This window comes from Varibaculum cambriense, assembly GCF_022133705.1.
GTDB lineage: Bacteria > Actinomycetota > Actinomycetes > Actinomycetales > Actinomycetaceae > Varibaculum > Varibaculum cambriense_A.
In genome coordinates this window covers 95,913-109,658 of the sequence record NZ_JAKNHJ010000008.1, presented here as the reverse complement: position 1 = coordinate 109,658, position 13,746 = coordinate 95,913, and the positions used below count along the sequence as shown (strand labels likewise).

11 protein-coding genes are annotated in these 13,746 nt (G+C 49.7%); 4 read left to right on the top strand and 7 right to left on the bottom strand.

Annotation, left to right across the window (positions count from 1 at the left end; all coding sequences use genetic code 11):
- Positions 1–216: 216 nt before the first annotated feature.
- Positions 217–954: a glycerophosphoryl diester phosphodiesterase gene (locus tag L0M99_RS05375; RefSeq protein WP_024060066.1), complete on the top strand. Its 738-nt coding sequence runs from the start codon at positions 217–219 to the stop codon at positions 952–954.
- A gap of 119 nt (positions 955–1,073) precedes the next feature.
- Positions 1,074–2,423: an MFS transporter gene (locus L0M99_RS05370; RefSeq protein WP_024060065.1), complete on the top strand. Its 1,350-nt coding sequence runs from the start codon at positions 1,074–1,076 to the stop codon at positions 2,421–2,423.
- An 85-nt stretch (positions 2,424–2,508) separates the two neighbouring features.
- Here the strand turns inward: L0M99_RS05370 and L0M99_RS05365 are convergent, their stop codons facing one another.
- Both L0M99_RS05365 and L0M99_RS05360 read right to left on the bottom strand, forming a co-directional pair.
- Positions 2,509–3,771: a UDP-N-acetylmuramate dehydrogenase gene (locus L0M99_RS05365; RefSeq protein ID WP_024060064.1), complete on the bottom strand. Its 1,263-nt coding sequence runs from the start codon at positions 3,769–3,771 to the stop codon at positions 2,509–2,511.
- A 9-nt stretch (positions 3,772–3,780) separates the two neighbouring features.
- Positions 3,781–4,782, bottom strand: a complete 1,002-nt coding sequence (locus L0M99_RS05360) for a sugar-binding transcriptional regulator (protein WP_024060063.1) — start codon at positions 4,780–4,782, stop codon at positions 3,781–3,783.
- Positions 4,783–5,003: 221 nt separating this feature from the next.
- On the opposite strand from L0M99_RS05360, the gene L0M99_RS05355 reads away from it, so the two are divergent.
- The gene (locus tag L0M99_RS05355) at positions 5,004–5,792 is read left to right on the top strand and encodes an MIP/aquaporin family protein (RefSeq protein WP_038110627.1); all 789 of its coding nucleotides are present in this window, start codon (positions 5,004–5,006) and stop codon (positions 5,790–5,792) included.
- A 59-nt stretch (positions 5,793–5,851) separates the two neighbouring features.
- Positions 5,852–7,378: a glycerol kinase GlpK gene (glpK, locus tag L0M99_RS05350; protein WP_024060061.1), complete on the top strand. Its 1,527-nt coding sequence runs from the start codon at positions 5,852–5,854 to the stop codon at positions 7,376–7,378.
- 220 nt (positions 7,379–7,598) lie between these two features.
- On the opposite strand, the gene L0M99_RS05345 is transcribed toward glpK, so the two are convergent.
- From L0M99_RS05345 to L0M99_RS05325, 5 genes are all read right to left on the bottom strand, one after another.
- On the bottom strand, positions 7,599–8,930 hold the full coding sequence (locus L0M99_RS05345) for a peptidase U32 family protein (protein ID WP_024060060.1): 1,332 nt from the start codon (positions 8,928–8,930) through the stop codon (positions 7,599–7,601).
- 321 nt (positions 8,931–9,251) lie between these two features.
- Entirely contained in the window at positions 9,252–10,184 is a 933-nt protein-coding gene (locus L0M99_RS05340) for a carbohydrate ABC transporter permease (RefSeq protein ID WP_024060059.1), read from the bottom strand.
- The gene (locus L0M99_RS05335; protein WP_024060058.1) at positions 10,177–11,184 is read right to left on the bottom strand and encodes a carbohydrate ABC transporter permease; all 1,008 of its coding nucleotides are present in this window, start codon (positions 11,182–11,184) and stop codon (positions 10,177–10,179) included. The genes L0M99_RS05340 and L0M99_RS05335 overlap by 8 nt, the downstream gene beginning before the upstream one ends.
- Before the next feature lie 244 nt (positions 11,185–11,428).
- Positions 11,429–12,718, bottom strand: coding sequence for an ABC transporter substrate-binding protein (locus L0M99_RS05330; RefSeq protein WP_024060057.1), 1,290 nt, complete (start codon positions 12,716–12,718; stop codon positions 11,429–11,431).
- A 188-nt stretch (positions 12,719–12,906) separates the two neighbouring features.
- Positions 12,907–13,710, bottom strand: coding sequence for a sugar phosphate nucleotidyltransferase (locus tag L0M99_RS05325; RefSeq protein WP_024060056.1), 804 nt, complete (start codon positions 13,708–13,710; stop codon positions 12,907–12,909).
- Between the last annotated feature and the right edge of the window lie 36 nt (positions 13,711–13,746).

The following is a 13,746-nucleotide window of genomic DNA, read 5'->3' as shown; positions in this document are numbered from 1 at the left end:
CTGATCAAACCCCAAAAAACAACGAATTTATACACACAATTCAGGTATTAACCCCGATTTTTACTTCTCGCACATTTTCTAATTTTATTTTTAGGGAGCAGAAAAAATGTGCAGCAGTTTTTATCCAGGGTTTTCTTATATTATTTTCGTAAAGTTCTAATAGTTAATGTAGGTCTGCCAATGAGGGCAACCTGGTAACGAAAAGGCTACTGATAAATGAAACTAGAAAACCGGGTATTTGCGCATCGGGGGTTAAACACTCTAGCTCCCGAAAACACCATGTCAGCGTTCAAAAAAGTAGTTGAACATGGGCTTAACTGGATTGAAACCGATGTTGATATTTTAGGTGACGGCACTGCCATTATTTGCCATGACACTACTTTGGATCGCACCACCAACAAAACTGGTGGTTATTATGAATTAACTGCCAAAGATCTGACCAGCATTGATGCCGGTAGTTGGTTTAGTCCCGAGTTTGCGGGGGAGCCTTTACCAACGCTCCATCAACTCGTGGATTTTATGAACGAAACCGGACTGAACGCCAATATCGAAATAAAGTCGAATGAAGCCGGCGCCACCATGACCCGCCAGCTCATAAAGGCCGTAATCAGTGAACTAAAGCGTCTAGACGGACCAGAAGTTATTGTTTCTTGCTTCAACCATGTACTGCTATCCGAATTCCACGCCCTCGCCCCGGAGATTCCCCTGGGGTGTCTCTATGAGACTTGCGCCCTCTATGATGATTGGCGCTCAGTTCTAGAACTGGTGGGGGCTAGCTATATCCACCCCGAGGACACCGGTTTAACCCGTGAAAAAGTGCGGGCATTTAGAGATGCTGGTTTTGGGGTAAACGTGTGGACAGTGAACTCTCCTGCCCGGGCTAATGAACTATTCAATTGGGGCGTAACCGGGGTATTCACCGATACTGCCCACCTGATTCCTCCCCGTAATTAATTCAATCAATCAACTATTACCCCCCCCCCAAAAAACTCGGTTATCTACCACGAGTTTCAAGCAACCAATAAATATATCAACCAAATCAATATGATTTTCCCTTAAATGAAAGGAAAAATATGTCTACTACCGAGACAAAAACTTCGCGCTGGCCGCATTTTTTGAGTCGCGGAAAAATAGGTTCCTACCTGACAGTAGTTATGTCAGGTCAGATTCCCTATTCCTCCTTCGAGGCTTTTAAGGGCGCTTTACTGTTGCCCCTATGCGCAATGCTTGGCATTACCGAAGGCCAATTCGGAACCCTGATGGGTTGGATTGGGATTGCCATGTTCTTATACGTGCCGGGCGGTTGGATAAACAACCGTTTCCAAATCAAGCATATTTTGATTGCCTGGTGCGGATGGCGACTAGTCACCTACATGATTTTGTTCCTGGTACCCAACCTGTCTTTCAAAGTAATGATTGCTATTGCTATTTCCTGGGCGGTATGGGATGCCATCGGCTGGCCCGCCGTAGTGAACGGGGTTTCTTTCGTAACCTCTGACGAAAATAGCAAAGGACGCGGCCTGGCAATGGGACTTTTGGAAACCATTCGCCGCGGATCAGAAATGCTGATGAATCTACTGGTAGTAGGGCTAATTGCCTGGCGTCCAGATAATAAAGAAACCATCATGTGGATTTTTGCTATGGCGTACGCACTATTGCTAATCCCCATGATTATTGCCCTACTGAAGATGGTTCCTTCCAACGCTATTGCTCACGAGGAATCCCACTCGGACAATCTCGCCGCCCTAATAGGTCTCGGTAAAGTGCTAATGCGTCCCCGGGTCTGGCTAGCTGGACTGGCCGCCATGTGTGTTTACTGGGCATACGTTCACCTGATTTATGCTTCCGCTCCCTATATGACTATCGTTTTCAAAGCCTCAGATGGAGTTTCGGGTGCCTTTGGTATCTTCAACACCGGTCTAGTCGGGGTATTCGCCGGCTTGGTTTCGGGAGTAGTAGCTGATTACATTTTCAAATCATCTACCGTCATGATGGGAGTTTCCCTGACAGTTACCGCTATCGGTGCTGGTCTAGTCTATGTTTTGCCGGTAAATGAATCTGCTATGTGGATTTCAATGATTCTGCTTATGGTGATGGCAATCGGGGTTTTCATGGGTAAAGCCGTTATTCTAGCCCCAGTCGCCGAGCTCCATTTACCAGCAGCTATTAACGGTTCCGCAATGGCCGTTGGCTCTTTCCTGGCTTATGCCCCGGTGTTCTGGGCAAATCCCTGGGCAGGCAAGATTGTTGAACAAGCCAATAAAGCCAGCTCGATGGAAGCGGCAGCTCCCCTATTTGGAAAACTATTCCTGATAACCATTTTGGTGTCAGCTTTGGGAGCCGCCTGTGCGTTCACCCTCGCTTTCTTCAATAAAAAAGCTGATAACAAGGAAATAGAAGCGGCAAAGCTGGAAACCGAATAATAGATTCACTAATCGGTTATTGAATCTATAGCTTAAATAAATAGTGTTTGGGGGTTTCGGATTAATATCCGAAACCCCCAAACTTTTAGAATCCTACCTGGACTGGTTCTTCTACCAGTTCAACCCCAAATTTTTCCCACACCCCACGTTTAATCGTGGCTGCCAGCTGCGCAATATCGACGCTAGAAGCTGAGGCGCGATTAGTTAGCGCCAGGACGTGTTTATTAGATAGTGACGCCCTCACCGGAAGGTCATCTCCATTCGCACAATCCAGGGAAAAACCTTTAGAAAAACCAGCGTGCGAAATCAGCCAGGCCGCAGAAGTTTTCACCACTCCCTCAAGTTTCGGAGCCACTCCGGTAACGGAATTACGCAGCTGTAAATCATAAACCGGAAAACGGGGAGCCGCGGCGGGAAGCTTCAGCGCGTCCTCGTTAGAGATAATCGGATTAGTAAAGAAAGAACCACAAGAGTAAGTATCGGGGTCGGCAGGGTCAAGTACCATTCCTTTGGAGCGGCGCAGCTCTAAAACTGCCTGGCGGACTTCCCGCATATCGGCACGCTCCCCCAGTTTTACCCCCAACTTGTCAGCCAGCTGTTGATATTCAATCGGGGCAGACAATGAAGCATGAGCTAGTTGAAAATCGGCAGAAAGCACCACGTAACGCCCGGTATTAGTCCAAATACGTCCGCCTCCTGCCTGCTCATCGTGAAGGGAGCGTTTAATAATCGAGGTGCGGTAGCCGAGATGTAAATCCCCGACCGGCAAAATCCGGATTGCGTCCCGGATACGATCAAAAACCCGCACCGTAGACAAGGTTTCGGCCACTTCATGACCATAGGCGCCAATGTTTTGAACCGGGGCTGCCCCCACCGTTCCCGGTATCCCCGAAAGCGCCTCTAAACCCATCTGGTCATTATCAATGCACCCACACACGAACTCGTCCCAGGACTGACCAGCCGGGGCACTAACCATTGCGCCCCCACAAGCAGTATCTTCGGTAACCTTAATCCCGCTGCGCCGATCTTGGATAACTACCAAATCATTTAACTGATCGGCACAAAGCAGATTAGAACCGCCCCCTAGCACCAACAGGGGACGGCGTTCTTTATCGGCTGCGCGAATTGCCGCCACGAAATCATCCTCGGTATCAACCGGGATAAAATCGGCGGGCACTCCCCCAACTTTGATAGTGGTCATATCCTGCAAAGCCGGGATTTTCGCGCTATCGCCACTACCAGGGGCTACTTCATTGCTTCGATACCAAGCCGGAACTGGCTGGGTGGGTAGATGGTCGGCGTGGGGAGGGATCCACTCGCAAGCGTCAGTGAAATCGGTTTTTACCATGGCTCTATTCTAGGACTTTGCCAGCGCCCAAACCTTTTCCGCTATCGCTTTATCGCAAACCAAATCGGTAGCCACCCCCGCGTTAAGCGCTCCTAGCAGGGACTGTGCTTTGTTCTTCCCCGCAACCACGCAAAAACGCCGAGGAATACGACGCAGCTGATCGGGGCTAGGGCCAGTGGCGCGCCGATTTAAGGAAATATCACTCCAGGATCCGTCCGGCCTGATAAGTACCGTACAAACATCCCCCACTACTTTATCCAGCGCCAATTTGTTTAACTCGCTGCGTGAGAGGTAACCGGCGGCATAAACGTGGGAAGGAATTTCCGCCCGTAATGCCCCTACGCTAAACACTGCTAAAGTACATTTTTCCTGCCAGTTGAGGACGCGCCGTACCGATCCTTCCCGCCAAAGCGCCTCTTTAGTAGCGGGATCATCAAAGAAAGCGGGAACCGGGAACTGTACGATATTAGCCTTCCACTGATAAGCCATGCGCGCTAGGATCCCGCCTACATGCGCGATACCGGAAGTTTCGGTGGAAGCCGCGCCATTTAGCTGTACCAAGGTGACGTTATCGACGTCCTTTTGAGTTATGTGACCGGCCATCTCGGTAGTGGTGTTCCCCCAGGCAATCCCTACTACTTCACCGTCATTGACCATCTGCCCTAACATTTGAGCAGCGGTTTTCGTAACGTTTTCGAGGACGCGGTTTTGGGTAGTGTCGGGAGGCATTTCCACTATGTGTACATTTATCCCAAATCGGTCCTGCAATTGTCGCTCTAAGCGGGTGTGCGGCGTATTTGAGGTTTGCACCGAAATGGTGACGATTCCGCGCTTGCGGGCATATGACAACAGGCGGGATACCGTAGAGCGGGACACTCCCATGCGACGGCGGATGGCCTCCATCGTTTGTCCCTGTACGTAATAAGCCAGCGCAGCAGCGCGTGCCAATTCATCTCTATTGACATTCTCTTCGGTAAACTGATCCTCGGTTGGTTTTACTTCCTTTGACAAAAATCTCACCTCGAGGCTTATGTACGCACGTTTGTTCTACTATGTTGAACATTAGTGTCCGAAAGCAAAAAATGGAAGTAGACCATTGGGAAAAAGTGAGAGGCATCGCAGAAGATTTCTCACTTTTAACCATGACCTAACAAAACTGAATAAAAAATAATCCCATAACCTAGCGCAAAGGAGCGCGTATGTTTGCGACATTGAATGATCTCCTGGTACCAATGGCAACAGCCACCCCAGGTAGTGGTGAGATTTTCGCATCAGAATTTTTTGGCACCGCCATTCTTTTGATGTTCGGTGTTGGCACCTGCTGTACCAACAACCTTTTGAAATCGAAAGGTCACGGCGGCGGCTGGTTAATGATCAACTTCGGGTGGGGTTTGGCAGTGTACATGGGTGTGTACGCTGCCTATAAGACCGGTGGTCACCTCAACCCCGCAGTAACCATCATGAGAGCTGTTTGGCACGGACTGGACAGCAAGGTAACTCTAAATGGTCCCAGTATCGCTGATGGCGGCATTCCAGTTACTGGGACGAACGTGTGTATTTATATCGTTGCCCAACTGCTGGGAGCGATGGTTGGTGCGCTAATCGCCTACTTGGCTTACAAGAAGCACTTCGACCTGCAGATGGAAGATCCTCGCCCCAAGTTGTGGTGCTTCTCTACTGCTCCCGAGGTACGTTCCTACGGATGGAACACCCTCACCGAGATCATCGGTACCTTCGGCCTGTTGACCTTTGTGATGGTATCTGGCGGTACCCCGACTCAGGTCGGCCCCTTGGCGGTTGCCCTCTGTATCGTAGTCATCGGTATTGGTTTGGGTGGTCCTACCGGATACGCCATCAACCAGGTTCGTGACCTGGGGCCGCGTATTATGTTCAGCATACTCCCGATGAAGGGTGGAAAGCCGGACGCTGACTGGGCTTACTCTTGGGTACCGATTGTTGGACCCACGATTGGTGCCATCATCACTCCGCTGATCGTAGTCGGCGTGGGAATGGCTGCCTAGGAAGTTTAGGAAGACTGTTTAAAGACAAATAGAAAGAACCCTAAAGGAAGAAAAGAGATATGACCGAAAAAAAATATGTAATGGCCATTGACCAGGGGACAACCTCCTCGCGCGCGATCCTGTTCGACCATGGCGGACAGATCGTGTCAGTAGGACAAAAAGAACACGAACAGATTTTCCCGAAGGCCGGTTGGGTTGAGCACAACCCGATTGAAATCTGGGACAACATTCGCGCCTGCGTGGCTGATGCGCTACAAAAAGCCCAGGTAAACCGACATGAGGTCGCCGCAGTAGGAATCACCAACCAGCGGGAAACCGTAGTGGTTTGGGACAAGAATACTGGCGAGCCGGTATATAACGCGATCGTTTGGCAAGATACCCGCACCTCGCAGATTATTCGGGAACTCGCAGGCGAGGAGGGAATGTCAAAGTACCGGGATATTTGCGGGCTTGACCTTTCTACCTACTATTCAGGTCCCGAAATCAAGTGGATTTTGGATAATGTCGAGGGCGCACGCGAAAAGGCAGAAGCCGGAGACCTGCTGTTTGGTAACACCGACTGCTGGGTACTGTGGAATATGACTGGCGGCGTGAACGGCGGGGTGCACAAGACCGATGTCACCAACGCTTCCCGTACCATGCTGATGGATATTCGCACCCTCCAGTGGCGCGAAGACATCTGCAAAGACTTTGGGATTCCCATGTCGATGCTGCCAGAGATTTGCTCCTCTTCGGAGGTCTACGGTTATGGCCGTAAGAACGGCTTGCTGATTGACACCCCGATTTCGGGTATTTTGGGCGACCAGCAGGCTGCTACTTTCGGTCAGGCCTGTTTCGAGAAAGGCATGGCCAAGAACACCTACGGTACTGGTTGCTTCGTGCTAATGAATACTGGTGAAGAACCGGTATTTTCTGAAAATGGTTTGCTAACTACCGTTGCTTACAAGATTGGCGATAACAAGCCGGTTTACGCCCTAGAGGGTTCGATCGCGGTTGCAGGCTCGCTGGTACAGTGGCTGCGCGACAACCTGGGAATGATCAAGAGCTCGGAAGAGATCGAGAAGCTGGCCAGCACAGTTGACGACAACGGTGGCGTTTACTTTGTGCCTGCATTCTCCGGTTTGTTTGCCCCCTATTGGAAGGACGATGCCCGGGGTGCGATTGTGGGTCTAACCCGCTACAACAACAAGGGACACATTGCGCGCGCGGTACAGGAAGCAACCCCGTATCAGACCCGGGAAGTATTCGACGCGATGGTAGCGGACTCGGGCGTGGAGCTGAAAGAGCTGCGGGTAGATGGTGGCATGACCAAGGACGAAATGGTTATGCAGTTCCAGTCTGACCAGCTGGGTGTGCCTCTGGTTCGTCCTCAGGTACTAGAGACTACTGCTTTGGGCGCAGCTTACGCTGCCGGTATCGCCGTAGGATTCTGGGACGGTGAACAGGACGTGATTGATAACTGGGCAGAAGGCAAACGCTGGGAGCCGGGTAAAGATCGCGAAGAATACGACCGCAACTACCGTCTATGGAAGAAAGCGGTAACTCGCACCTTCGAGTGGGTAGATACCGATGTAGAGAACGCCTAATTGTCAGGGCGTTTTGATTACGTAACCAAATGCTAGTTGCCTGATATATCGGGGTAGTACCTGAAATAATTAATTAAATAGTGAAACCTCTAATGCGGGTTCGGAAAACCTATTGTTTTCCGAACCCGCATTTTCAATGTTCTGTTACCAGGATTTCTAAGTAGCTATCGGCAGCAATCGATCGCAGTTTTAGGGTTATTAACGATAGGGTTTCCCGTCTTTAACGCACTTTGGCACGAATCATTGCCCCAGCTGGTAGCGGCAATGGACACGGGAAAGAAAACTCGTGTGCAGGATGATTGATTTCTGGTACTTCATGCCCAAATTCATCCCATAAATCATGATCAGGGATTTGGTATTCAATCGGCCTTGCACCAGGAATTAAAAACTCGATAGGCATCAAGGGGGTTATTTTATTTTTCGCTAATATATAGACCCGACCTTCATCTGCTCGGTAGTCGCGAACGCTACCTAACCAACGCCAGGTATTTATATATCCCCCTTTGGTAATGGATTCACTGGCCGGGTTCTCGGGATAATAAAAACCGGTTGAGTATTCCCGATGGGTAACCTTATAGGGCTCTTGGCCAATCCAATCAGGCAGAACTATCTTGTCCCCTGGCTCTTCACTGGGAATAAGGGGTTTAAGTTCTTGCCCTTGCGCATTTTCGAAACCGCGTTGCACCATATATTCATTAACCGCGCATTTATAGGCATTCGCCATGGCGGCCACATAGTAGGCACTTTTAGCGCGTCCTTCTATCTTTAAGCTGGTAACCCCGGCATCTATCACGTCTGCTACGTGTTCGACCATATTCATATCTTGGGAGTTGAATAGGAAAGAGCCTTGATCGGTTACTTCCACCGGAATAATGTTCCCGGATTTTTTCTCTTCCACCACGTGGTATTTATAGCGACATGCTTGCACGCAGTCCCCGTGGTTAGCGTCTCGCCCGGTGGTGTGTTGGGAAATCAGACAGCGCCCCGAAAACGCCATACACATTGAGCCGTGTACAAATGCTTCAATCTCAAGTTCAGGGGAAACGTGAGCGCGCAGCATCCGGATTGCCGGTAAATCAAGTTCTCGTGCCAGGACTACCCGGCTAGCCCCCAGGGCTGCTAAGGCTTCAGCTGCCTGATAGTTGGTCACTCCCGCCTGAGTGGAGATATGAATATCCGTATCGGGAGCAACCCGGCGCGCTGCCATTAAAACCCCGATATCGGTAACTATGAGGGCGTCTACCCCAATCTCTCCCAGCTGCCCCATATATTCGTTCATGGCTACAACTTCGTCACTGTCCGGCAAGATATTGCAGGTTACATAAACCCGCGCCCCTCGCTGGTGAGCATAGGTAGTCGCGTCCTCGAAATCTTCGAGACTGAAATTGCGGGGAGCCGCGCGCATCCCGAAAGCTTTCCCGCCGCAATAAACCGCGTCTGCCCCGAAATCGATAGCAGTTTTTAGGGTATCGAGATTACCGGCTGGTGCCAGTACTTCTGGGTTTAAGCGACGTAGGATCGAAGGAGAGTATTCGGGATTATCATTGTGCACCAGATAAGGATACGAAAGATTGCACAACAATAGCTAGATTCAGCCTTTCCCCTAAGTCTATCTATATTAATTCGACAGATTGCCCCTAAGTAGCAGCGAGGATAAATGAGACTGAAAACAGTGCCTCCAGCGCGCTATGCAATAGCCTTAGCCTACTCTCCTAAAGACCGGCAGCATCACCAGTAACGCTAACGTAGCCCAAAAACTAGTACACGGGAAGAGTTGGGTTCCCAGGGCAAATAAAGGTGGGAGGCTCGATTTTCGAGCCTCCCACCTTTATTTAGATGAGCATCTAGCAGATGCTATAAGGAACTAATCTGTTTATCCCTTCACCGCACCAGCTGCCAGACCAGACTGCCAGTACTTTTGCAGTACCAGGAACAGCACAATCAGCGGAATAATACCGAACAACGATGCCATCATCATTTGTCCATAGGGCGGCGCGAAGTAGGAAGCCATACCATATAGACCCAAGGTGATCGGTTTAAGCTCTTCGGAGGAAATCATCAGCTGTGGCAGCACGAAGTTATTCCAAGTAGCTACGAAGATAAACAGGAAGATCGTCACCATAGCGGGTGCTAGTAGACGCAAAACCATCCCGAAGAAGATCCGGAATTCTCCTGCCCCATCGATCCGGGCTGCTTCCAGCAGCTCGGTTGGTACCGAAGTCTGGGCATATACGCGCCCTAGGAATACCCCGAATGGCGATACACAGCAGGGAACAATGATCGATGCCATCGTGTTATTCAGTCCCATGTGCAAGAACATCACATACATAGGAACGGTCAGAATCGAAACCGGCATCAGCAGACCGGCCATGATAATCCCGGCAGTACCGTTCTTAAAGGGGAATTTGAACTTCGCCAGTGCGTAGCCCGCCATAACACTTACCAGGGTTCCGATGGTGGCAGCAACGGTTGAGTAGAACAGGGAGTTACCAATCCAGCGCCAAACCATGTTCTTGGTCCATCCCAAAAGCCCAGCATAGTTAGCTTTGGTACTTTCCCAAACAGACCCAGAATCATCATGCGGAGCGAACCAGAAACCGAAGGATCCGGAAATCTCGGCATTAGATTTGGTAGAAGCGATAATCACCCAGTAAATCGGGAAAATGAAATAGATTAGGACGATTACCATCACCAATATGGCAAGGATTTTCGACCACATTGCCGGTTTCAAGGATCGTGATTGTAAGCCCTTGATAGAGGGACGATACTCGACCCCACCAGGGGTAACAGCGGTTTTCTTAGTCATTACTACCACCTAGTTTCCGATCGGCTAAGAAATAAGCAACTGCCAAAATACCGGCGATTAGTGCCATAACGATGGCGATTGCAGACGCCGGCCCGTCCCCTGAAGGCGACATATATCCTTTCGCGGTATTAAGCGCCATCATCATCGGTGTATAGGCAGAGCCCATCCACTTTTGACTGGTTTCCATCACCGCTGGCTCGTTGTACAGCTGAATCGTTCCCACAATAGACAGCAGGATTGCCAGCAGGGCTGCTCCCCGCACCATCGGGATTTTAATCTTGGTGACAATCTGGAAGCTACTGGCGCCATCAAGACGAGCCGCCTCATACAAATCATGGGGAATAGCTTGCAAAGCTGCCAGGAAAATCAACATATTGTAGCCGGTAAAGGTCCAGGTAGTCATGTTGGCCATGGAAAGCAAAATCATTTTCTTGCCAAAGAAGTTAATAGTAAGGTCTCCGCCGAAAGCCTCGACCAGGGAGTTAAGCGGAGAGACTTCCGGGGTATAAATACACAACCAAATAATAGCGGCAACTACCCCTGGTACCGCATAGGGCAAGAACCAACCTAAACGGAAAACAGTTACGTGGCGAACGATTAGGGAATCAATGAGTAGCGCCAAAGCGAGAGCAGCGATAATCATCACTGGTACCTGCACTATGGTGTACAGGATAACTCGGCCGATTCCTGCCCAGAAGGCTCCGGAGAAAATAACGTATTGATAATTCTCGAGACCGACGAAAACACTCTGAGATTCACCCCCACCGAATGCGCCGCCACCTTGTGTTTTAACTTGGAAAAAACTAGAAAATACCGATATGCAAATCGGCAGGATAAAAATAAACAGGAACAGAATCGTAAACGGAGCCATAAACGCCCAGCCCGTCAACGCTTCCTTTCTTGCTCGAGGCGTCTTTCGCTCCTTTGCGACCCCTGCCTCAGGTGGGAGCGTATCAGCATTACCTGCTGGTTCACGCTTTTTTACTTTAGTAGCACTCATGCTTAAATCCCCACGTATTTGTATTAAAGATTATTGGTATGCACCAGAAAGTGGATGCGTATATTTTATTTCATTCAACAGTTTGGGATATACGGTAATACGGTCTGAAATCCGTAAAAATAATCTACGAAATATCAGATATAGAAATGGAGGCACCTACCAACTTTGCGGGATGGTAGGTGCCTCCCTGATGTTACGTGGGTACATCCGGTATCCAAGAACATCAACTAAGCCTGAAACTTAGTTACTTAACTTCCAGATTCAGTTTCTTCAAGGCGTCCTTGAGCTGATCGCCCGAATTCTTGAACACGTCTGCAACCTTCATGGTGCCGTCTCCAGCAGCAGCGCCGCCTTCACCACTGAGGTAACCCTGAGGTACCGACCAGCTGGGCGGGAAGGTGAACGGTTTCATATTGGTGTTAGCAGTAGTGAACTCTTTAATTACGTCCTGGCCGCCATAGAACTTCGCGTAATCAGGAGCTTTAGGAGTTGCTTTCGCAGCTACAACCAGACCCTGGCTGGCTAGATCATCAACCTGCTCGTTAAACCAAGCGTTGAACTTCATGGCCTGTTCAGGATGCTCACAGGTCTTGGAAACTACTACACCGGAACCACCGTCGGGGCCGGATGCGCCACCAGGTAGCTGAGCAATAGCCCATTGACCGGACTGGTCAGGAGCGTCACCAGCGATCAGCGGAGCTTCCCAAGCGGCACCGATAGTACCGATGATTTCGCCCTTCTGAACAGCAGGAGCCCATTCGTCAGCCCAGCGACCAACTACTTTTGCAGACTTTTCGTCAAGTAGTTTCTGCCACAAAGCAGCAACGGACGCAGAGCCTTCATCGGTGGTATCAACTTTCCAGGCATCGCCTTCTACCCCGAACCACTGACCACCAGCGGCGGCAGTCATAGCGGAGAAGATCTGGGCACCCTCGTCACCTTCGTAGGCCACGATGTACTTGCCTTTTTCAGCGGCAGCTTTCGCGGTGGTGGTGAATTCTTCCCAAGTGGTGGGTACTTTCAGACCCAGCTTGTCGAATTCTGCTTTGTTGTAGAAGTAGACCAGCGGGCCGGTATCCTGCGGAAGTCCTAGGTACTTTCCGTCTACCGCCATCGAATCGAACGGACCGGGCAGGTACTTGTCTTTGTACTGGGTAGCATACTTGCTAACGTCCTGTACTAGACCCTTTACGTAAAGTTCGGCCAAGTCAGCGTAACCGGCCTGGTACAGACAAGGCGCATTCTTTGCGTCAGTGTCAGTCTGTACTTTCTTGATTAGCTCTTGAGCTTTACCATCAAATTTCTTCGGGGTTACCTTAATGTTCGGGTTTTCTTTATTCCATTTATCAACAATCGTCTGAACTTTTACTGCATCATCGGCATTGTCAAGACGGTGTAGGTATTCAATTTCTACCTTTTCGTTGCTGTCTGCAGAACCGGCTTTGTCATCAGCACCGCCACAGGCAGCTAGCCCCAATGATGCCATTGCGACTACGCCAGCGAGAGCAATACTCCGTTTTAGCTTACGCGACAAATCAAACCTCCTTGTTGAGCTGACCCGCTACAATGCGAGTCATTGAAAACTCACTAAGGATTATAGCAAAACTGGATTCTCCCTGAAATTTTCCCGAATTTGATATGAAAATGAAATATTTTCGTAGCTAAAAAAATACCAAACTAAGTTGACATACGGAGACAGAACTTTCTGATTGCCTAAGGTCCTTAAAGACTAACCTCCACGTCCTGCAAAGCGTCTTTAATCGCACCTATATCTTTACGGGAGGACATATCCAGCACCCCACAAGCCACTGGAACGACCTCAATGTTGGAATCGTTTCTAATCAGGTACCGTACTGCGTCCGTCAGTTCGTATTCTCCCCTCACCGAGGGTTCAATACTTTCGCAAGCGGTGATAACACTCTGATCGAATAGCCAACAATTCATATTGACTGGGGCATCAGGATGGGCTGCCATTTCTGCGTCAGAGGGCTTTTCAATAATGTTCTGCAACACCCCATCCCCAACATCCATAATCGCATAAGATTTCACCCGTTCTGCCTCGATATTAGAGTTCGCGATTAACTCTGCCCGCGAAAACCCGGCTACCGCGAGGCCCGGGGCTTGCACCAATTGCTTTAATACCGGCAAGGGGTAGTAGTTATCAGAGTTTAAAACCAAGGAGCGATCTTCACCAATAAAATCTGCGGCAGCCGCGACCGCATTTGCCGTTCCTAACGGCTCTTCTTGAATTGCATAGGTGATGGTTACCCGATTCTTTTCTACGTTGTCATAGTAGTTACGAAACGCATCATGTTCTGGACCGATTACCAGGCAGACCTTTTTAATTCCAGCATCAGCAAAGGCGCTGATTACGTAATCTAAGAAAGGTCGTCCGACGTTAATTAATCCCTTGGTACCTGCCGAAGCGGCGGCGGCTTGTTCGCCAGACAGATTAGTAGATTCGTCATTTGCGCGCATCCGGGTACCTAGTCCGCGAGCCAAAATAACTGCTTTAGTAACCGCCATATTAATCACCTTTGAAACCAGATTTTGAAAAACTAC